This is a genomic window from Komagataeibacter sp. FNDCF1 (assembly GCF_021295335.1).
Taxonomy (GTDB): Bacteria; Pseudomonadota; Alphaproteobacteria; order Acetobacterales; family Acetobacteraceae; genus Komagataeibacter.
Map to the genome: position 1 here is coordinate 345,412 of NZ_JAIWOT010000001.1, position 19,199 is coordinate 364,610.

Sequence of the window (19,199 nt, forward strand, 5' to 3'; positions counted from 1 at the left end):
GCGGGGAGGTTATGGTTGACGGAACGGGCGGGTTCAGGTTGCCGTTTCCGCCAGTACCTGTTCAATGATGGTCATGCCTTCATCAATGATTGTATCCGCAGCCGTCAATGGTACAAGAATGCGGATGGTTGCCCCCTGTATTCCGCATGGAAGTACGATCAGCCCCTTTTCACATGCCCGTGCGCACAGGGCTGCCGCCGCGCCCGGTCGCAGGTCGGGCCGGTCCCGGGTCTGCAGGATGTCAAACGCGACCATGGCGCCCGGCCCGCGCGCGCGGCTTATGGGCAGCAGGCCGGTACTGGCATGCATCCTGTCGATATGGCGGCGCAGGCGCGCGCCGATCACATTGGCGCGCTCGACCAGATTTTCTTCCTCCATGATGTCCAGCACCGCCAGGGCGGCAGCGCATGCCAGGGGTGCGCCGCCATAGGTGCCACCCAGCCCGCCGGGGCCGACCGCATCCATGACATCCGCACGCCCGATCACACCGGAAAGCGGCAGCCCCCCGCCCAGTGACTTGGCTACGCATACAAGGTCGGGCTGCACGCCGGAATGTTCGATGCCGAACAGGCGGCCGGTCCGGGCGAAGCCACTCTGTACCTCATCCGCCACCAGCATGATGCCATGCGCATCACAGATCCGGCGCAGGGCGTGGAGCAGTTCGGCGGGCGCCATGCGGAAACCGCCTTCGCCCTGAACGGGCTCGATGATGATCGCGGCAATGCTGGCGGGCGCGAGATCAGCCGCGAACAGGAAGTCGAGCATGCGCAGCGTGTCGGCCACACTTACGTCACCATCGGGGAAAGGCAGGTGATAGACTTCGCCCGGCAGGGTGCCGAACGGCGCCTTGTAGGGATTGACCTTGCCCGTCATGGCCGAGGCCAGCAGCGTGCGGCCATGGAAACCACCGGTAAAGGCGATGATCCCGTTACGCCCCGTTGCCGCGCGCGCGATCTTGACCGCGTTTTCGGTCGCCTCCCCGCCGGTGGAAAAGAATACGGTCCGCGCGGGCCCATCGAACGGTGCGCGCGCGTTCAGTTTTTCCGCCAGTTCGATATAGGGTTCGTATGCCGCGACCTGAAAGGCTGTATGGGTAAAGCGGTCAAGCTGGGCGCGCACCGCGGCCACGACCTTCGGATGGCGGTGCCCCACGTTCAACACCGCGATGCCACCGGCAAAATCCACGTAGCGCCGTCCTTCAACATCCCACAGCTCGGCATTTTCCGCCCGGTCGGCAAAGACCGGCGTGGCCGTGGCCACCCCGCGCGGGACGGCATGGTTGCGGCGGGCAAGCAGGGTCGTGTTGGTATCGGTCATGGCGCGTTTCATTGCTCGAGTTGCGGTACCGGCGGGATGCCGGGTTCATGGTCCCGTGCGTAACGGCTTCAATGATGCGGGGGGAGGCGCTTTGTGGGCACCTGGTGGTGATCTGCCGTCACCACCTTTTCCGTTGCGGGCACCATCCGGCTTTCCAGCCACGCGCGCAACGCCATCATCGGCCGTGTCTGCCATGCCGGCTTCGTGGCGCGCAGCATGTACGCCCCCAGCGCCACGTCGCGCAGCGGCGTTCCGGTCGTGGTGATGCGGACCAGCCGCCCCGTGCGCAGGTCATCTTCGAGCAGAAAGGTGTTGGCCAGTGCAATCCCTTCACCCGCGCGGGCGGCGGCAAGGGCCAGATGTGCCTGCCACAGCCTGCACCCGCTGACCTGTGGCACATCGACGGACTGCCGGGCAAACCACAGCCGCCATTCCGTATCGTTATCCTCAACCAGCAGGGGGGCATCCAGCAGGTCGGCGGCATGGCGCGGGGGGTACGCAAGCCGGCGCAGGCAGGCGGGGCTGGCTACGGGAAAGACCGCGGGCCGTGCCAGCGCCAGGGCATGGATGCGTGGCGGGGTGGGGGCGATATCATGGTCATTCATATAGCGGATATCGGCATGCAGTCCGGTATCGGACCGGTCCGGGTCGAACGGGCAGTCTGAATCGACCGGGCGCAGCAGGAGATCCACGCCGGGATGAAGCTGGCGGAAAGCGGGCAGGCGTGGCAGCAGCCAGTGATAGGCGATGCCGTGGGAGCAGGTCAGCGTAAGTTCCGGCATCTGGCCACGCAGTTCCGCCGTGGCGCGGGCCAGACCATCAAGCAGGGGAGTGATGCGGGCATGGTAGTCCTGTCCCGCCGGGGTCAGAGCACCCGTGGCGCGGTTGCGCAGGCTTACGCCCAGCATGCCCTCCAGGTCGCGCAGGTGGCGGCTGACCACGGCGTGATCCACCCCCAGCATGCCGGCTGCACGCCGGATTCCACCCGTACGCGCGAAGGCCACGAATGCATGCAGCGTCGCAAGGGGGGGAATCCGGTAACGCCATTCCATGGGGTACGGATGCTAGCATGAACCGCCGTCATCAGGAACATGGCTGCCTGCGTCCTTTGCCCGGGCATACTGGCGGCGCAGGGATTTGTCCGATATGCAGGGAGCAGGTTCTGGCAGGATTGGATACGGCGTGTTTCTGCGGCAGCTGACATATCTCATGGCGCTTGACCGCTACCGGCATTTCTCGCGCGCGGCGGAAAGCTGTGGCGTATCCCAGCCAGCCCTCTCGGCGGCGATACGCCAGCTTGAATCCGAACTGGGCATTACCATCATCCGCCGGACCCGGCGCTTCAATGGCCTGACGGATGAAGGCAGGCGCGTGCTGGACTGGGCACGGCAGACACTGGCCGCGCTGGACGGGTTGCGGCAGGAAGCGGCCTTTGCGCAGGAGGTGGCGGGGGGCACGCTGTCCATTGGCGTGATGCCGCCGGGCATGCAGGCCGTACCCATGCTGCTGGAAAGCTTTCGTACCGCCATACCCGGCCTGCACCTGAAGGTCCGGCTGGGCTCCAGTGCGGATACCATCCATGGCCTGCGCCAGCAGCAGCTCGATCTGGGGCTGGTCTACCTTGACCAGATTCCCGCCGACGGGCCTTTTGAAAAGCTGTCGCTTTATACCGAACAGCATGTGCTGGTGGCGGTCGAGCCGCTTGTGCTTCCGGCCGGGCGGCAGGAATGGAGCAGTCTTGCGGATCTGCCGCTCTGCCTGCTCAGTTCCGAGATGCAGACCCGGCAGATCGTGGATGACGCCTTTCGCAACGCGGGCGTGACCCCGGCTGTGATTCTGGAGACGAATTCACTCGAAGTGCTGTATGGCGAAGTGCTGGGCGGGCGGCTGGCCAGCATCCTGCCGGTTGCCGCATTGCCGACGCATACCGGCCATAACAGGCTGCAGGTGCGCCCGCTGGGCCCATGCGCCGTGCCGGAGGCCGGTCTGGTGCGGCTGGCCCCGTCCCAGCCCACGGCACTGGCCATGCGGGTATGGGAGGTCGCGGCAACACTGAAAATGCGCGATATCTTTGCCGTGGGCTAAAGGGCTGGCAGGCAGTATTCTGGCCCGGTACGGCGGGGTAGAAACAAAAACGGCAGGAACCGGGGTTCCTGCCGAAATCATCAGCCAATCTTCAGATTGACTGCGGAAGACTTGCCGTTACGACCTCTTTCGAGGTCATACGTCACGGCCTGGCCTTCGTTCAGGGTCTGCTGGCCAGCCTGCTCGACTGCGGAGATGTGAACGAAAGCGTCAGCGCTTCCGTCATCAGGCTGGATAAATCCAAAGCCCTTCTGGGCGTTGAACCATTTAACTGTTCCTGCGGCCATGTGTTGGCCTCCTTGCGTAACCGGCACCCACGCGAACATGCGCGGAATCGAGACTTTTCGTTTTATCGGGGATGCCAGAAGGCCGCGTAATGTGGCTGCATTTGAAATCTTGTCCGTAGCTGAAAAGTCCAGCCGTGCGACCCTTCATACAGGGGGTGCGCGCAAATAGCACGGGAAATATTGAAAATGGTGGAAATATTTGCCGCACGGGGGCGGCAACCATGGTGCCGTGACCGCAAAAAGCGCCTGTTTCCGTAAACTGCCGACCTGAAAAACAGCTTTTTACAGGATGCACCACTGGCGCATCATGTTGTGGTAGATGTTGGTCAGCGACAGCACCGCCGGGTCGCCATCCCCCAGTCTTTCGCGCAGCGACGTGACCTGCATGTCCAGATCGAACATGATCTGCCTGCGGCTTTCCTCCGCAATCATGGACTGGGACCAGAAAAATGCCGCAAGCCTGCTGCCGCGGGTCACGGGCGTGACACTATGCAGCACGGTGGTGGGGTAGAGGATCATGTCACCGGCTGGCAGCCTGATCGCCTGCTCGTTGCCATTGGCGTGCATGGTCAGCTCGCCGCCTTCATATTCATCGGGGTCGGAAAAGAACAGGGTGGAGGAGACATCGGTGCGGATGCGCGTGTGGATGCCGCCCGCCAGTATGCCGCGGATGGCATTGTCCACATGCGCGCCAAAGCTCATGCCGTTCTCGTAGCGGTTGAACAGCGGCGGGCTGACCCGGTAGGGCAGCACCGCGCTGTTGAACAGGGCATTGCGGCCCAGCGCGCGCAGCACGATCTCCCCCAGTTCGCGGCAGGCCGGGGTGTCCCGCCCGAGCTGGAGGTTGTTCTTGGCCTTGGCCGACTGCACGCCCGCCGTCTCGCGGCCATCGGTCCATTGCGCGTTTTTCAGTGTTGCGCGGCAATGAGCCAGTTCATCGGCATTCAGCAGGGCGGGGATGTGCAGCAGCATGGCGGAACCTCGGGCCGTGGGACAGATCAGTACTGTGCCGAGATGTTGAACAGGAATGACCGCCCGATGGAAGGTGTCACCCGGTTGGAGAACAGGCTGCCATAGTTCAGCCGGTTATCAAGGTTATAGGCGTTCATGGCCACTTTCCAGTGGTTGTCGAAACGGTGGGAGACCATGGCGTCGAATTCGACCGTGGCGGGCACCCGCGCCGTGTTGGCCTGATCCAGCCATACGCCCTGGCGCCAGGTGATGCCGCCGCCTACGGTCATGTTCCACGGCTTGCGCGGCGCGATCTCGTAACTGGTCCATGCCGTGGCCTGGTTGTGGGGCACATACTGGATCTGGCCGCCCTGCTTGGATGTGGTGGAACCGGCCCTGGTGATGGTGGGGTCATACAGCGCGTAAGTGCCATAGAACATCCAGTTGCGCAGCAATGTGCCCGATACGCTGAGCTCCAGCCCCTGATTGCGTTCCTGGTCGCTGGTGGCGCTGATATCGCCGGTGCTGGGGTCTGTCTGGACCGAATTGCTCTTTTCCAGCCGGAACAGGGCGGCCGTAAAGCCGACACGGTCATGGAAGGCGCTGTATTTCGCACCCACTTCATACAGCCTGCTGCGTTCGGGTGCGGCGCTTGCGCTCTTGGCATTCATGGGTTCGGAACTGTTGGTGACGTACAGGCTCATCGGTGTGGTGGATTCCGACCAGTTGAAATACACCATGAGATTGCTGCGCGGCGTGTACATGATGCTGACGGAGGGGTTGATGGTGGTCTCGTTCTGGCTGTAACGCACATCCGGTGTGGCGGTGCTGCCGCCGGTGGCGCTGTAGGTACTGTTCCAGTTATCCCAGCGGAAGCCCGCCTTGATTGACAGGTAGTCCGTCAGCCACACCTGATCCGACAGGAAGAAGCCCACATCCAGCGCCGAACTGTCCTTGTAGCACTTGCGGCCCACGCCATTGCCGATATTGACCAGACGGTTTGGATACTGCGCGCAGTCCCCCAGTGTCAGGCCGGGCACGGCAGGTGAGGGGTCAAGCAGGCTGGTGCCGGGGCGGTTGGAACCATAGGCGTAGTTCTGGCGGTGGTCGGTCACGTATTCGATGTCAAACCCGCCAATGATCTCGTGGCGGATATGCCCCGTTTTCAGGTGCGCCACACCGGAGAACACATCCTGTATCGACCAGTCGCTCTGCCGGTAGGGTTCCGGCCCGCCCACGCCGCCATTGCGCGCGACCTGTGCCGCGGCAGGGTTGGATGAGAAGAAATCGGACTGGCAGGTGGACGAAGGTGAAACGCCACCAAACGTATTGTTCGTCAGGGTGGCGCCACTGGAGAAGTTCGAGCAGGCTTCCTGTGATGCGGAGAAATAGCGGTGGAAGATGCCGCCACGCATGTCGTTATACAGTGTCAGGATCGGACTGACCTTTGCCGTAAGCCGGCCGGTGATCATGTCGGTGCTGGAATCATCCTGGTCATAGGTCGTGCCGTACCAGTTGGTGCGCTTGACACCGTATTCGGTAACCGGGCGACCAATGGCGTTTGCGGATGAATAAACCACCGGTACGCCATAATCGGGAATGCGGTTGTCGTTCTGGTGGAAATACTCCAGAACGAACGAGACCTTCCTGCCCAGCCCGAACGCGATGGAGGGCGCGATGCCCCAGCGGTGGGAATAGATGGCGTCACGCCCCACCACATTGTTCTCGTTGCCCATGCCGGTCAGGCGGACGGCGGTGGTGCTGTTGAGCTGGTAGTTCACATCCAGCGTGCCCCGGTAATAGGACCCGCTGCCGCCCGAAAAACTGGCCTGGTAGCTGTTGCCCAGATGCGGGGTCTTGGTCACGATATTGATCGCGCCGCCCGTGGTGCCATTACCGAATACTTCCGAAGACGGCCCCTTTATGACCGAGACATGGTCGTAATAGAAGCTGTCGCGCGTATAGACGCCAAAATCACGCAGGCCGTTTTCGTAAATATCGTTCTGGGCGGCAAATCCACGGATCAGGAACTGGTCGCCCGCCATGCCGCCTTCGCCCTCGCCAACCGATGCAGTGATGCCGGGCACGTTCTTCAGTGCTTCATCCAGGGATTTGACATTCTGCTGCTGCATTATGAACTATGACTTATTATCAATTACTTATAGATTGGTTTACAGCGGTTTGCGTTTAGCGGTTTGCAGCTTCCCTATCGCAGCTTCCGCCAGCCGTTTTTGGTCTGCTGATTTGGTATAGTGCTGGACCATGGCGATGCTCAAGTGACCAGTTATTGATGCGATCTCGTGGGCGCTACATCCGGCTTCAGCAAGCGTGGTCGCTGCATACTTTCTTAGACCATGGACATTCAGGCCTTCAGGGAAGCCGGACTTTTCCACTTCTTTCTGCATTAGGGATGTAGGGCTATTCCGGTGCCACTTTGTGCCGCGACTCGTGGTCAGAATATATTCGCAATTCGATAACCTGCGCCACTCGTCAAGGCATGACTTGAGGCGAGGGTGAACAGGAATGACTACCGTAACTTCCGGATAGCCAATTTTCCGCTTTTCCTGCACGACCGTGATTGCGTTCCCATCATAATCCGCCCACCGCATTTTAATTAGATCGCCCTTCCTTTGGCCGGTATAGGCAGCGACCATTACGAGTCGAGCCAGATGGGAGGGAAAGTTGGTAATGGCGTGCTCCACCTGATCGGCGGTCCATGCCTGGTATGGCACAGATGGCAATTGAGGAATTCGGGATGCTACGTTGAACGGAAGCCATTCTCGGTCCACTCCCCATGACAGTAGCGTCGAGAATACTCGCATGAGGGTATTGGCACTCCCCGATCCAACACTGGCCGCATGCCCATCCCTAATTTCCAGAACGTGCTTCCGGCGAAGGCCATTCGCAGGTAGGTCGCCAGCGGCTTCAAGATACCCCAGCATGCTGAGATATGATGTTTTCGTTCGAGGCTTTAAGCGGCTGAACTCTGGGGACTGGCGGTATGCCGATATGAGCGCCTGAAGGCTGCGAGGATCGGAACGGGGAACTTTTGCCGTTCGGTCCCGATCATATCGGTATTCTTTGATGGTTCCATCAGCCAGCCTTTTTCTGACGACGCGGCTTTTGGTTCCAGATGCGTTCCCTGACTTTTTCGAAGATGGCATCCGCGTCATTCTCGGCCTTTCGGCCTCCCATAATCTGATCAAGTTCAAGCCGGTCATAGCGTGGCGACCGGGGGCCAAAGTGACGGGATGGCTGGGGTAACTTCCCAGCCTTCACCAAGCGCGGTAATTCATCCACGCGCCGCCCGACATATCGGGCGGCATCTTCTGGCCGGAGCCATCGGGGCTGGACTTCACCCATTCCCCGCCTCCCTACGCCGCGCAATCACACGCTCCACATCCTGCTCGATAGCTGCCCGCGATATGGCCTTGGACTTCCCCACGACGCGGCCCTTCAGGATGATCCGCGCCTCTTTCCGGGTGCATTCCACCCGGTATCCTTTGTAGAAAAAACCAAAGTGGCTGGTAACGTTCATGCCGCCTCTCCATCAACAATCATCGTGTTCAGGCCAAATCCCTTTCTGTGAGCATAGGCTAATGCTTCCACGGCCTGCATCCCAACGCCGATCAGCACGACGCCATTGCCCGGTGAATTGCCCCGTGTTCCGTCCGGACGGATGAATTTCGTCTTGCCTCGTGGAAACAGCAGGGCATCTGCATGTGGCACGAATTCGTGGAACCACCCCGAACTAGTCAGGGCGTTCACGCAGGCAATGCCGTTTCCGTGCTCCATGAAGCGCCGCATCCACGGCACGACACCGTTGCGGCCACCAAATGGCGGGTTCATCCAGACGAACCCATTCCACGGCGCTGTCAGCCCGTTATCGCTGACGGTGAGGAACCGGCGGCACGGGACAGACAGGAAGGCACGCCCCGTTTCCGGCTGGGCCACGTCAAGATCGAAGGTTACGCCTAGCGCCTCGAAAATCTCCGGCGGCGTGAACCATTCGTCGGACTGGCCCGGTGCCGCATGATGGGGCTTCATGCCGCCTCCCTGCGCGCGATCTCGCGCTTGATCCCCTTGATGGCACGCTCTGCCGTGTCGGCAGCGCCCATACTATCGGCATACTGAATGTCGTTCAGGGCAAACAGGCGCCACTGTTCCAGTGTGAAAAACACCTCATCGGGCACACCGCCGGTAGAAGCGCGCTGATTTGGCTCAGGATCATGCGCCTGCCAATCCTCAATGAAGTCCACCGCCTTCCGCAGATCCGTGATGGCATCCTGCTCAGACCCCTTCCGCCCACACCGATAGACATACTGCCACGCCTGCGCCATATCGCCGGACAGGTAGCGGCTCACATCCCAGGCCTGAAACTGACCGGTCTGGTAGTGTGCGCCGCGCGTTGCGGCTGTGCCGTGGATGCTGTCGAAGCCCTCAAGCCATTCCTTGCGGTATGTGCCGAAATCAACGTCAGCGGGCACCTTGCGCAGTGCCCCACGCTCAGCCGCCCGGCGGCCACGCTGGTAGGGGGTGTGGGTTTGTTCGGTCTGTTCGGTCACAGGCTCTTCTCCATCAGGGCACGGTTTTGGACCCATCCCCGGAAATTGCGTTGGTCGGTTTCGTCGTGGAAGCCGCACACGTAAGGCGTGGCCTGATGCTCGAACGGGCTGGCGTGGAACGGTCGCGATTTGGTCAGGCGTTTACCAAGTGCTACGTCCTCGTCCAGCGATGACTGGCGGCCATCATGCGTCAGGTAGGACGTACGGGCGCACCGCGCAGACGACACGGCACGCAGGTTGCCTGTCGGGTCCATCAGTCCTTGGTGTTCGCGAATTTCCTCTGCCATCACGAACGGCAGGTGCCATTGCCCTGTATAGAGGTGCTGCGTATCCGCCGTTGATATTGCCGATTTCATTGCCTGCGCCAGCGCGCGGATTTCCGGCTGTGCATCCTCATGGTCGCGCAGGGCAAAAAAGTTGTCCCATTCCGTTGCTGTCACCACCACGTTGATGTGAGCGAACGGCTCAAGGATGCGGTTCACGATCTGCTTGTGAGCACCGTGCCCCGCCATCAGCCGTGCGGTTTCGATGGCGAATCTCGCGCTATCATACCAAAGGGCTTCTGTTGCCGCTCGGTCATGGTCCGACAATGCTTCCTTTGCCTGCATCCCCTTCTGGTTATTCCCCCAGAACACAGGAACGGCAGGATCGCGGTCAACGTCCGCGATCAGGCGCTCAACAGGAATGGCCCGGCTGCTGCTGGCGTTCCGATTGAACTGCCGATGCGTCATAAACTCGGCATGGATGAAGCGAGGATACCGCAACAGAAGCGTGTCGATACGTTTCCCGGCATTGCTAACGCTGGCGAGGATTGAGGTGGCTGTGATGGTCACTGGGCGTTCTCCGCGTTCATGGCGGCGTCAATGCTGTGCCGGATATGATCGAGGTCGGCAGGAAGCGTGATCTGATAGCGAGATAGGAAAACTTTCTTCCAATATGGCGGGGTATCTCCCATTTCTCCTATGATAACGTCCTGATTGCCGATCCAATCCAACCGCGCAGTATCCCGCCCCATATCCGCCCGCTCCAGTTCACGCCCGCGCTGGATGGCTTCATCGATGTGCTTAGTGGCGGCGTCCCGGTCATCGATATAGCAAAACGTACCTTCCTCACCAAAAGCATTGGTGAGGTCTTCAATCTGTTCTTCCCGACTTCTCACGGCTGCAATTCCTCAAAATACGGGCAATCCTCTCGATCACCGTCAATCCAATCCAAAATCTGCCCCAGAGCATCTTCAGTTTCTTCTGTCTGTTCTTCGACAGGCAATTCCATCAACCGACGATATTCGGCATATTCTCGGCTGGTCATGCTTTCTTCACTTCATCGTCCTGCGATGCCCATTCAGCCAGCCGCGCCCGGCTTTCATCCCGACCTGAAAGCCATCCAGTTTCATTGCAGTCAGGGCACTCAACTTCCCCGTAGAACGCCATTCCTTGGCATGACGGGCACGTCTGGCACGGGGCCGGCGGATAACTGCAATCTCGCTGCCAGCCCTCATGCGCCTCATCAATATCAATCAGCACACCATTGACGCATTCTGTATCGCCGCGATTGAGATAGCCGTTTTTACATAATACGCATGTCACGACTTCTTCCCTTCATCGTCGGTTAGGGCGCGGATGGCGGATGCACATTCATCGGCGGCAAAGATACGTTCCTCAAACGCTACGACATCGACATCATTTTCTGCCGTGTCACTCAGTGCATAATAATGGACGCTGATTTCTTGAGTGGCTTTTACTGCCCTATCCCGCTCATCCTGCCGCATCTGCGCGAGTTCGGATGGGTCGCGCACCGGCTCGCCATAGACGTATTTCTTCGCCTTCGCTTCGGGCAGAGATGATCGGCGATGGCCCCACACTTCCAGACTTTGGTCCCAGAAGTGCAGTTCCCAAACATCGGGCTCTGTTTTGGGCGCAAGCCAGTGCCACCCTGAATGCTCCGGCTGATCTGGCAGGCCGTTCCAGTCGCTCATCCCGCCGCTCCTTCGTTGAGGGCTGCGCGGGCCTTACGCTGAGACCACTCAATATCCCATTCCAACTGTTCAATGTGCGCCTGTGTAGGGGCAGGGCAGTCTCCAATCTCCCTTGACGCAATTTCGCTCAAAGCACCTTTCAACCGCGCAATCTCCGCATCCTTCTCAGCCTTCACACGGGCAACCTGCGCCTCCATGTCGGTGCGGCGGACGAGGGGGATGCCGCCGTCCCATTCCTTGTGGATCGACACGCCATGGCAAGCCGGGTTCTTTAGGTCGGAAAACGAGGCTTCCCGACCATAGCCTACAGTCTCCACATCCGCGCACGGCTGGATGGGGGTGCCGATAGCAGCGATGGTAGCCTCAATAGCTGAACCATTACGATCCGGCTGATAGGGTGCTCCGTAAGCTACCATGCGCTGCTCATCCGTCAGCCGCCCCGGCACAAGATGCATCGGTGTTTCGTTCATCTTTATCGCTTCTTCCAAATCAATCTGCCGCGCGTCGTGGATCAGGTTGTTAAAATCCGACATTGTTGGCTCCTATGACCTGCTCGAACGCATCCCATGGGTCAGTTCCGGCGGCCTCGGCCAGTCGCAGGCGGCGTCTCTGCCGGCTATTGAGGGGCGCGGAGTTATGCGCCCTCATGTGAAGTTCGACCTGCTCCATCCACGTCAGGCGGGTTGCCAGGTAGTCCGGTTCGGCGGCGTCGCTGGTGGGGGTCATGCCACAGGTTCCTCGACCGGCGCTGCCGCTATTTCTTCGGCCTGCTGGCGTTCAGCCTGCTCGACTTCGCCCATGCGCTCGCCAAGCATTTCCTGAACGCGCTCGATTGTTTCTGGCGCGATGGGGCGACCGGCCGCCTCGGCCTTTTCGATCGTGGCTGTCCATTTCTTCCAGAGGGCGTCTACACATGCGATATTGCGGCAGTCGGCCAGCTTGCTTTCGAAATAAGCGATATGATTGAACGGCCGCTGCTCGACTTGGCGAGTATGGGGCGTGAGGTCTATTGTCTCGCCAGAAAAGTCCTTCCCAGACATTTCATCATCGGTATTGGTCCCGCCGGTCTGTTCAGGGAAGGCCATGCGCAACGCCTGCGCTTCAGTGCATTTCGCAAGCTGTCCATATGCGCGCTTTTTCCACATAGCATTTGGTGCCTGCGTGTCACGCTTGGCGGTGGCATAGTTTTCCAGCCAGAACTCTTTCGCCGTGAACTCGCATATCTTGCCATGCACAAGACGGCGTACCGTCACCCGACACCAGGACGGAAACGTCACTTCTGTGCCGCCGAGGGTGACTGTCTTATCGGGACCGAACTCCGGCTCGGACTTTCCCACATATTCCCCTGTGCGGGCAGCTTCCGTGCGGTATAGGGCAATTCCGGGCATGATCACATCGACCATGCGCCCGGCATCCTTGTTCCAGATGGGGACAATGTGGACTGGCTTCTTCATCACATCCAGACCGGCGGCCCGGCAGTAACCCATTACCATCATTACGGACGCATCGGCCGCGCCGGGGTAAAGGCTATTCTTGAGAACATCTATCAGTTCATGTTCAGTGACCTGAGTGCCGTTCTGCATGGTTACAACTGCGTTCATGCTGCAATTCCTTTCTTGCCACGGATCACGAGGCGCATTGCGCCGCCGTTGCTCAACGTGGCTCCGTCAATTCTTTCGCCCTTCTTGAGGGCCTTGGTCAGTTCGGTGCGGTTCAGCTTGTCCGGCTGCGGCTCGAACAGGTCAGGGCGCGCGGCGCGCAGGGCCTTTTCATCCGTCACAGTTGTGGTCTGGGGCGACGCGGCCAGACTTCCAGTGAAGTGCTCGCTCTCGAAAGCAAGGACGCCAGCTTCTTCCATCTCCCCAACAAGGGCGCGCCGGAGCGCCTTGGCCTGCGCCTCACTCTCCTTCGACCACAGTTCTAGCATGGCGATCTGCTCAAGCGCGATCTGGTCCATATTGGCGTCGGGCGCTTTGGAAGCGACACGCGAGGCATTGAAAGCCTTGATTGCCGGAGCGACCTGTTCGACGTAGATCCGGTCCATGACCTTTGCGAGATCGGACATCACACACGCCCCTCACCAAACGGCACCCGCTGGCCGTCCGGCAGCCACACGGCGTTGTAATCAGGGAACGGCCACGCGGGGATTTCCAGATCGTCGCGCACGCGACTGTCCCAGTTCCCGCCGTACTGTTCATTCAGGCTGCTTACCAAAGCCCGGCGTTGTTCGTATGTCACAGCCCGCGCCTCCCAGTATGGTTCTGCATCACGCGCCGGTTGATCCGCACGCGCTGGTGTTCGGTCAGGAGGGGCATCATGTGCGTGACTCCACGTCAGCGGTCACAACCATGATGATTTGCGGGTTGTGTCCGGGTGGGCAGGGACGAAACTTGCCGTCCTTCGGGACGCAGCGCAGTACTTCGCCGCGATCATCAAGGCTGATGATGAAGCGACGGGGATCGGGTGCGTTCGGGATCATGCCACGCACTCCATCCGTGCATCCCGACGCATATCAGCCTGGTCAAGGGCGGCATTCGACCGTTCCTCAGCCTCAATGCTCTCAACCGTTTCCGGGAAATCCTTGATGGCCTTAGACACCATGACGATTTCATCATCCAGCGCCCCGCCATACTTGCCGCCGGTCATGTCGCTGACATCGTGGAAGCGGTCATCAATCCATCGCGCCTGATCGCGCAGAGTAATCAGCGATGCACGATATTCACACAGGCGCTGGTATTCGTCCTCGGCCCACGCAGGCCAGTATCCGCCAATGGCACCGTCAATATCAGCCTGCGAACAACCGTCAGGAAGATTACTGCACATAATCAATTCCTCTCATTACTTGAAAAATACTCGGCCAACTCGGCCAGACTGCCGGGACCGCAATCCCGGTGGCCTGGGCGTGTCAGGGCATTGCAATAATGGTGAAGGCCCAGAACATGACACCCAGAAGCATGGCGCCGAGCAGGGCCATGCCGAGGAAGCGGGTTAGGTGGTTGTCGGGTAGGGGAGGCATTACTGCCTCACCACTTTGCCGTTCTTTATGGAGTAGAGAACACCAGCTTCAATGCCGTCTTCGCCTTCGTAGATATTGATGAAGCGATTGCGAGTACCATCATGCCAAACCAAAGATGCCGCACCGCCTTTGCCCAAGCTGACCGAACCGCGCCGCCCCGAAAATGCGACGGTAACATTCTCTCCGGAGCATACGATCCGCGCGTCGTCGCCAGAGGAACCGATCCGCGCGCCGTCGCCAGAGGAACCGATCCGCGCGTCGTCGCCAGAGGAACCGATCTGAGCGCCGTAGCCAGAGGAACCGATCTGAGCGCCGTAGCCAGAGGAACCGATCCGCGCGTCGTCGCCAGAGGAACCGATCCGCGCGCCGTCGCCAGAGGAACCGATCTGAGCGCCGTAGCCAGAGGAACCGATCCGCGCGTCGTCGCCAGAGGAACCGATCCGCGCGCCGTAGCTCTCGTCAACATCAACGCCTTCGGTTGCGGCAACGATTAAACGAACGTCGCTTTTGATGAAATCGGCATTGATGTTCTTCACATCGAATGCCTTGTCGGCCAGCCAGCGCGCATCACCGTAACGCTTGTCAGCATAAAGGCTATTCATGACCTCGCCATACGCGCCGCCCTGGGGAAACTTCTCGCGAAACCAGTCGCGTCCATCGGAGCAAGCGCCCCATTCTCTGATCTTCAGGAGGGTAATCTGTGCGGGGTTATTTTCGGGAGCATCCGCCTGCTCGATCTGTGCATTCATAATCTCAGCCCTCCACAACCATATCAACAGGAGGGGCAGGAATTGCATGCGTTACATCCGCGCACGCAGGCTCATAAATAGCAAAACCGTCCGCATCGACTGATACGCGATATTCAACGTTGCCGTGTTTTTCGATCGTGTGAGGCACTGCCCATCTCCGTGTTGGTATGTTTTTTCAGATCATCCGAGTGCGGTGAAAGTCTTTGCTTTCAAAAGCGGCGATGGCGTCGGTAGCCGACTTGAACCCAAACCCCGAACGAGGGTTCGGGTGGCCAGCGCGCTCTTTCTGTTCGTCAACAACGGTGATGGTGCCGTTCGCGGCATATTCGAGGCGAAACGTCTGAAGGACGCGCATCCGCACATCCATGTCGCCACCGCTGCGCGTGAAGTTGATTTCGTTGAGTGTCATGGCCCATCTCCGTGTTGGTGATGGGGTGAGTATAAGCATGGTGTTGTGATTATCGCAATACGTAAATTACGAAAAACGCAACTCCTTAAAGGTGGACCATTCAGCCGGAAAGGAACACAATAAGAACATAAGGGAGAGGAATTGCCATGCATGCGACTCAGGCTGAAACCTACCTGTTCCAGACTTACAGGCTGGAGGGGAGGCGGACGCTCAATATCCATGGCCAGCAGAACTGCTAACCTGCCGTTCTCGACAAGAGGCGATGATGCGATTTTATCAGGTCAGATCCGGCCTGACAGAGGATGTAGGCGCAAGCGTGTTCCGGATTTATCTGGGATCCGATGGCGCGCCAAGGGGCGAAACGCTGGATGAAACCGGATAGGTGACTGCGGCGATGGCATGAAAAACCCCGCCGGAGCGGGGATGTCGTGGCCTACCACTTTTTGGGAATATGAAAGTCAACGGGCGATAGCCACTCAATGGGAGGATCATATAGTGGCTTGACAGACGGGTTCACGGAAAAAAGGGCGAATGTCCCATTTGGTCCTTCTGCTAACGACTTAATTACCGTTTGACCGTCCCCCAGTCTGGCCACTACGTCCCGGCCAAGAAAGTTGTCCCATCCGTCGGGAGCATCCGGCGGCTGGATGCCTATGATTTCGCCAGGCGTATATCGCGGAAGCATGGATTCTCCACGCACCCGCAGAAGCAGGCCCGGATAATTGAAGAATGGCACTTCAACCATCTCCAATTCGTCTGTGCAGTCGCCGTCGATAAATAGCACTACACGGTCGGCAGCCCCCACATATCCAGAAATCGGCATTTTCTCGGCGGATCGCTCACTCATGCCAAGTGCCCTCTTAATTTCGGCAGGAGAGCGCTTCAGTATTTCTGCGAATTTCTCTATCTCATCCGCCTGTAGCCGACGTATGCCCTTCAAGACATTCGTGAGCTTTGGGCCATCCAGATCTACCTCAGACGCAAAACTGGCCTGGCTTCGGAAGCCAGCCAAGGCAATAGCGTCCTTGAACCATTTCTTATCGATACCGCTTTTCATGTTTGGCATTTTACCGCCGTAAGTTGCCTTCGTCCGTTGCGTATTGCGTTATTCGCAATATTTCCTATTGCGCTATGTCTTGCGAATACCGTAATGTCTATTCATGACGCATCGCAGCATTTCAGATGCCGACAACGTAGCGGCATCAGTCGTGAACGCCTTTGGTGGCTTGACGAAAGCTACCAAGGCTTTGGGGCACCGAACGCACAGCACAATTTATAGCTGGGTCAGGAAGGGGCGCATCCCCCATTGGAGGCACGCTGAAATCGTAGAGGCCGCGGATAGAGAAGGCGTGCAAATACCTCACGACCTATTCCGCGGCGTGACGGTCGTGCGGCCTGAAGGGGAGGGTGTGCGATGACCGCCCAGATCATCCCCTTCAAGATTGAGCGCCATCAGGACGGAGAACTTCGCATCAGCGATGAAGAGCTTGCGGCCAAGCTCGAGTACGAAGACATTCGCGTCTTTCGTCGCCTGATTAAAAAACATGAAGACAATATCTCCCAACTTGGCGATGTGTTTTCAAAACTCATCGCTCCTGTAGGCGGTGGCCGGGCGGCAAGGGTATATCACCTGACCGAACAGCAGGCCGTATTCATGGTCAGCCGGTCCGATAAACCGGCAGCGACCATGATCATGATTGGTGTTTCGCGCGCGTTTGTTGATATGCGGCGCAAAACACAGCGTGAGATGCCGCTTCCCGAGTTCTTCCGCCTGAGCCTGATCAATGACCAGGTGCGACAGTGGCAGCGTGAATACCCTGATGGGTTCTTTGTTGATCTGCACCGCGTGCTTGGCCTTGAGCGACCGGCCATCGGAAATCATTCCAACTGCGCCCATTTCATCAATCGCTACATCTACAAGTTCCTGTTTGGCGAGTTGGGCCTGACAGCAATACGCGATGCCAACCCAGCAGATGAAGAGCATATCCGCGCACACAAGCACCATCAGGTGCTCAAGGAAAAACATATGCCAGTCCTGCGCCAGCATATCGACAAGGTGGCTACCATCCTGTCATGCGCCATTTCCCTGCGTCAGTTTGATGACCTGTTCAATCGGCGTTTTCCTTCCGTCAATACTCAGATCGGATTCATGTTCGGCGAAATGCCGGTAATGGCTTCCCGTCCCGTAATTGAAGGGAAGGTGATGCGGTGAGCCGCCCCAAGATGTGGTCCGAAATAAACGCAGAGACGATCAGGGGCGGCGCAGGCGTTTTTATTTCAGAAACCGATGTGGCGAAAACGCGCGTGCGGCCGCCTCGGACAGAAGCGCCAACTTCGAATGGGCCGCCGCATCCAGAATTGTCTTTCGGACATGATCGAGTGAAGCATTATACCATTCTGGCCTTTCTTCTTCTGTTTGTTCTGTTCCTTTTACTTCGTCTGCCAAGCGCCAGGCATTCAGCACATCACGCTTCACAGAAGGGGGTTGATGGAAAATGAGTAAAGCAACCATGTCCACTAATCGGTTAATGATCTCGGCCTCCATTTCTATGGCAGCGTCGTATGTTTCTTTGCGCGCCATCAGTTCTTCGACCTTTGCCTCAAGATCAGAAATTCGTTTTTCCACAGGTTCCTCCATGATGGGTCTAGACAACCGCATGGTGGCACAGCGGGGCGGCAGAGTCATTGTGCCTAGCCGTCCCGCAACTGAAGGGGAGGGTCAGTAATGTCCTCCCTGTTAGACCTGACAGATCAGACATTTGGCCATCTGAAAGTGATTGAGCGTGCGCCATCTCACAACACACTCGTGCGCTGGCACTGCATATGCATGAAGTGCGGCGGGAACCACGAAGCGACGACTTTTGGCCTGCGGAGAGGGCAAACCATTCAATGTGCCGACTGCCAGGGTCTGTTCAAATGGGACGACGAAAAAGACCAGACCGTTCAGGACATGAAAGCAGAAGGAAAGTCGGAAAAAGAAATCGCCGCCGTTCTTGGCTGCAACCCCGTCACTGTTCACCGTCGGGTTGCGAAGTTGGGGATTTTGGCAAAGCGCACGAGGAAAACATTACGGTTGGATCCTGATGAAAGCCAGTTCCGCAAATACATGAACACGCCTTGCACCCGGAAATGCCTGGAATGCGGGAAAACGTTCAGCGCAAGCGGGCGCCTCAACAGGCTTTGTTTCACATGCGGCCCCATGGCGCACGGGGCCGCTTTCGTCTGATGCCTCACCGCCCCGCCAGCTCCGTAGCCACGAGCGCCGCGAGGAATTGCCGTTCCTCGATGGTGGCGTTGGGATGCAGCGTGGCCCAGCACCGGGCCAGCATGCGGAGTGACTGTGCGATCGTGGGTTCGGTCAGTGGAATTGACCGGGCTTCCATGTCGTATGCGTGGGGTTCCTCCAACAAGTGTTTCTCCAGTTCCGTGTCTCGCAGGACGGAATATGGGGAAATTTCATGCGAAATGATCGGGCTTTTTCGGACCGAAAGTTGCCCTCTATGAACGGAGTGATTTCCAACATCGGCATTCGCGACAGGCTGCTTGGCGCTATAGGGCGCGAGTTCAGGCCGTTGCGTTGTGCCGCTGAAATGCTGGCGCGTGCAGCAGGACGCACGCCGCGCGCCGCGAAGAACTGGCTGTCAGGAACCAATGCGCCCGATGCTGAGGCGCTGATTGAGCTGTTGGCCTCATGCAACACCATTGCTGACGAGGTGAATGCCCTCGTCGAGGAGCGCCGTAAGGCGAAAGATATATGCCCTGGATCAAAATCAGGATCAGGCACTTCGTCTGGTTGAAACGAGAGGCCGGACCGCCCCCGTCCTGCCATGTGCTGTGCCTGCATG

Annotated in this window: 29 protein-coding genes; 5 read left to right on the forward strand and 24 right to left on the reverse strand. The window is 58.8% G+C overall.

Features of this window, described 5'->3' with window-relative positions; translation table 11 throughout:
* Positions 1–33: 33 nt before the first annotated feature.
* Both gabT and LDL32_RS01505 read right to left on the reverse strand, forming a co-directional pair.
* Entirely contained in the window at positions 34–1,317 is a 1,284-nt protein-coding gene (gene gabT / locus LDL32_RS01500) for a 4-aminobutyrate--2-oxoglutarate transaminase (protein WP_233064074.1), read from the reverse strand.
* Between the two features lie 68 nt (positions 1,318–1,385).
* Entirely contained in the window at positions 1,386–2,369 is a 984-nt protein-coding gene (locus tag LDL32_RS01505; RefSeq protein ID WP_233064076.1) for a LysR substrate-binding domain-containing protein, read from the reverse strand.
* Between the two features lie 130 nt (positions 2,370–2,499).
* On the opposite strand from LDL32_RS01505, the gene LDL32_RS01510 reads away from it, so the two are divergent.
* Positions 2,500–3,402, forward strand: coding sequence for a LysR substrate-binding domain-containing protein (locus LDL32_RS01510; protein ID WP_233064078.1), 903 nt, complete (start codon positions 2,500–2,502; stop codon positions 3,400–3,402).
* Positions 3,403–3,482: 80 nt separating this feature from the next.
* On the opposite strand, the gene LDL32_RS01515 is transcribed toward LDL32_RS01510, so the two are convergent.
* The 20 genes from LDL32_RS01515 to LDL32_RS01610 all read right to left on the reverse strand — a co-directional run bounded on the left by LDL32_RS01515 (position 3,483) and on the right by LDL32_RS01610 (position 16,411).
* Positions 3,483–3,689, reverse strand: coding sequence for a cold-shock protein (locus tag LDL32_RS01515; protein WP_007398099.1), 207 nt, complete (start codon positions 3,687–3,689; stop codon positions 3,483–3,485).
* A 282-nt stretch (positions 3,690–3,971) separates the two neighbouring features.
* Positions 3,972–4,661 (reverse strand): Fe2+-dependent dioxygenase, encoded by a 690-nt coding sequence (locus LDL32_RS01520; protein WP_233064080.1) that lies wholly within the window; start codon positions 4,659–4,661, stop codon positions 3,972–3,974.
* Positions 4,662–4,687: 26 nt separating this feature from the next.
* The gene (locus LDL32_RS01525; RefSeq protein WP_233064081.1) at positions 4,688–6,772 is read right to left on the reverse strand and encodes a TonB-dependent siderophore receptor; all 2,085 of its coding nucleotides are present in this window, start codon (positions 6,770–6,772) and stop codon (positions 4,688–4,690) included.
* 39 nt (positions 6,773–6,811) lie between these two features.
* Entirely contained in the window at positions 6,812–7,861 is a 1,050-nt protein-coding gene (locus LDL32_RS17955; RefSeq protein WP_370636619.1) for a tyrosine-type recombinase/integrase, read from the reverse strand.
* 134 nt (positions 7,862–7,995) lie between these two features.
* Positions 7,996–8,178 (reverse strand): hypothetical protein, encoded by a 183-nt coding sequence (locus tag LDL32_RS01535; RefSeq protein WP_233064083.1) that lies wholly within the window; start codon positions 8,176–8,178, stop codon positions 7,996–7,998.
* Entirely contained in the window at positions 8,175–8,687 is a 513-nt protein-coding gene (locus tag LDL32_RS01540) for a phage N-6-adenine-methyltransferase (protein ID WP_233064084.1), read from the reverse strand. Before LDL32_RS01540 ends, LDL32_RS01535 begins: the two co-directional genes overlap by 4 nt.
* Complete coding sequence (locus tag LDL32_RS01545; RefSeq protein WP_233064085.1) at positions 8,684–9,205, reverse strand: hypothetical protein; 522 nt, start codon at positions 9,203–9,205, stop codon at positions 8,684–8,686. The genes LDL32_RS01540 and LDL32_RS01545 overlap by 4 nt, the downstream gene beginning before the upstream one ends.
* Positions 9,202–10,038 carry an FAD-dependent thymidylate synthase gene (locus LDL32_RS01550; RefSeq protein ID WP_233064086.1) on the reverse strand — a complete coding sequence of 279 codons (837 nt, stop codon included), beginning with the start codon at positions 10,036–10,038 and terminating at the stop codon, positions 9,202–9,204. Before LDL32_RS01550 ends, LDL32_RS01545 begins: the two co-directional genes overlap by 4 nt.
* Positions 10,035–10,364 (reverse strand): hypothetical protein, encoded by a 330-nt coding sequence (locus LDL32_RS01555; RefSeq protein ID WP_233064087.1) that lies wholly within the window; start codon positions 10,362–10,364, stop codon positions 10,035–10,037. The genes LDL32_RS01550 and LDL32_RS01555 overlap by 4 nt, the downstream gene beginning before the upstream one ends.
* A complete protein-coding gene (locus LDL32_RS01560) occupies positions 10,361–10,513 on the reverse strand; it encodes a hypothetical protein (RefSeq protein WP_233064089.1) in 153 nt (50 codons plus the stop codon). The genes LDL32_RS01555 and LDL32_RS01560 overlap by 4 nt, the downstream gene beginning before the upstream one ends.
* 274 nt (positions 10,514–10,787) lie before the next feature.
* Positions 10,788–11,180 carry a hypothetical protein gene (locus LDL32_RS01565; RefSeq protein ID WP_233064090.1) on the reverse strand — a complete coding sequence of 131 codons (393 nt, stop codon included), beginning with the start codon at positions 11,178–11,180 and terminating at the stop codon, positions 10,788–10,790.
* Positions 11,177–11,713 (reverse strand): hypothetical protein, encoded by a 537-nt coding sequence (locus LDL32_RS01570; protein ID WP_233064091.1) that lies wholly within the window; start codon positions 11,711–11,713, stop codon positions 11,177–11,179. Before LDL32_RS01570 ends, LDL32_RS01565 begins: the two co-directional genes overlap by 4 nt.
* The gene (locus tag LDL32_RS01575; protein ID WP_233064092.1) at positions 11,700–11,906 is read right to left on the reverse strand and encodes a hypothetical protein; all 207 of its coding nucleotides are present in this window, start codon (positions 11,904–11,906) and stop codon (positions 11,700–11,702) included. The genes LDL32_RS01570 and LDL32_RS01575 overlap by 14 nt, the downstream gene beginning before the upstream one ends.
* On the reverse strand, positions 11,903–12,781 hold the full coding sequence (gene bet, locus LDL32_RS01580) for a phage recombination protein Bet (protein ID WP_233064093.1): 879 nt from the start codon (positions 12,779–12,781) through the stop codon (positions 11,903–11,905). The genes LDL32_RS01575 and bet overlap by 4 nt, the downstream gene beginning before the upstream one ends.
* Positions 12,778–13,245: a siphovirus Gp157 family protein gene (locus tag LDL32_RS01585; RefSeq protein WP_233064094.1), complete on the reverse strand. Its 468-nt coding sequence runs from the start codon at positions 13,243–13,245 to the stop codon at positions 12,778–12,780. The genes bet and LDL32_RS01585 overlap by 4 nt, the downstream gene beginning before the upstream one ends.
* Positions 13,246–13,494: 249 nt before the next feature.
* Positions 13,495–13,659 carry a hypothetical protein gene (locus LDL32_RS01590; protein ID WP_233064095.1) on the reverse strand — a complete coding sequence of 55 codons (165 nt, stop codon included), beginning with the start codon at positions 13,657–13,659 and terminating at the stop codon, positions 13,495–13,497.
* The gene (locus LDL32_RS01595) at positions 13,656–14,003 is read right to left on the reverse strand and encodes a hypothetical protein (protein WP_233064096.1); all 348 of its coding nucleotides are present in this window, start codon (positions 14,001–14,003) and stop codon (positions 13,656–13,658) included. Before LDL32_RS01595 ends, LDL32_RS01590 begins: the two co-directional genes overlap by 4 nt.
* A gap of 192 nt (positions 14,004–14,195) precedes the next feature.
* Positions 14,196–14,945, reverse strand: a complete 750-nt coding sequence (locus tag LDL32_RS01600; RefSeq protein WP_233064097.1) for a hypothetical protein — start codon at positions 14,943–14,945, stop codon at positions 14,196–14,198.
* Between the two features lie 175 nt (positions 14,946–15,120).
* Positions 15,121–15,354, reverse strand: a complete 234-nt coding sequence (locus LDL32_RS01605; RefSeq protein WP_233064098.1) for a hypothetical protein — start codon at positions 15,352–15,354, stop codon at positions 15,121–15,123.
* A 433-nt stretch (positions 15,355–15,787) separates the two neighbouring features.
* The gene (locus tag LDL32_RS01610; protein ID WP_233064099.1) at positions 15,788–16,411 is read right to left on the reverse strand and encodes a LexA family transcriptional regulator; all 624 of its coding nucleotides are present in this window, start codon (positions 16,409–16,411) and stop codon (positions 15,788–15,790) included.
* 103 nt (positions 16,412–16,514) lie between these two features.
* Between LDL32_RS01610 and LDL32_RS17960 the strand changes: the two genes are divergently transcribed.
* Positions 16,515–16,772 (forward strand): carph-isopro domain-containing protein, encoded by a 258-nt coding sequence (locus tag LDL32_RS17960; RefSeq protein ID WP_370636620.1) that lies wholly within the window; start codon positions 16,515–16,517, stop codon positions 16,770–16,772.
* Complete coding sequence (locus tag LDL32_RS01615) at positions 16,769–17,566, forward strand: P63C domain-containing protein (RefSeq protein WP_233064100.1); 798 nt, start codon at positions 16,769–16,771, stop codon at positions 17,564–17,566. The genes LDL32_RS17960 and LDL32_RS01615 overlap by 4 nt, the downstream gene beginning before the upstream one ends.
* A gap of 60 nt (positions 17,567–17,626) precedes the next feature.
* On the opposite strand, the gene LDL32_RS01620 is transcribed toward LDL32_RS01615, so the two are convergent.
* The gene (locus LDL32_RS01620) at positions 17,627–18,040 is read right to left on the reverse strand and encodes a hypothetical protein (RefSeq protein ID WP_233064101.1); all 414 of its coding nucleotides are present in this window, start codon (positions 18,038–18,040) and stop codon (positions 17,627–17,629) included.
* A 39-nt stretch (positions 18,041–18,079) separates the two neighbouring features.
* Between LDL32_RS01620 and LDL32_RS01625 the strand changes: the two genes are divergently transcribed.
* A complete protein-coding gene (locus tag LDL32_RS01625) occupies positions 18,080–18,580 on the forward strand; it encodes a hypothetical protein (RefSeq protein ID WP_233064102.1) in 501 nt (166 codons plus the stop codon).
* 4 nt (positions 18,581–18,584) lie between these two features.
* Here LDL32_RS01625 and LDL32_RS01630 read toward each other — a convergent pair whose 3' ends face one another.
* The gene (locus LDL32_RS01630; protein ID WP_233064104.1) at positions 18,585–18,761 is read right to left on the reverse strand and encodes a hypothetical protein; all 177 of its coding nucleotides are present in this window, start codon (positions 18,759–18,761) and stop codon (positions 18,585–18,587) included.
* A gap of 93 nt (positions 18,762–18,854) precedes the next feature.
* Between LDL32_RS01630 and LDL32_RS01635 the strand changes: the two genes are divergently transcribed.
* On the forward strand, positions 18,855–19,151 hold the full coding sequence (locus LDL32_RS01635; RefSeq protein ID WP_233064106.1) for a hypothetical protein: 297 nt from the start codon (positions 18,855–18,857) through the stop codon (positions 19,149–19,151).
* Positions 19,152–19,199 lie beyond the last annotated feature (48 nt).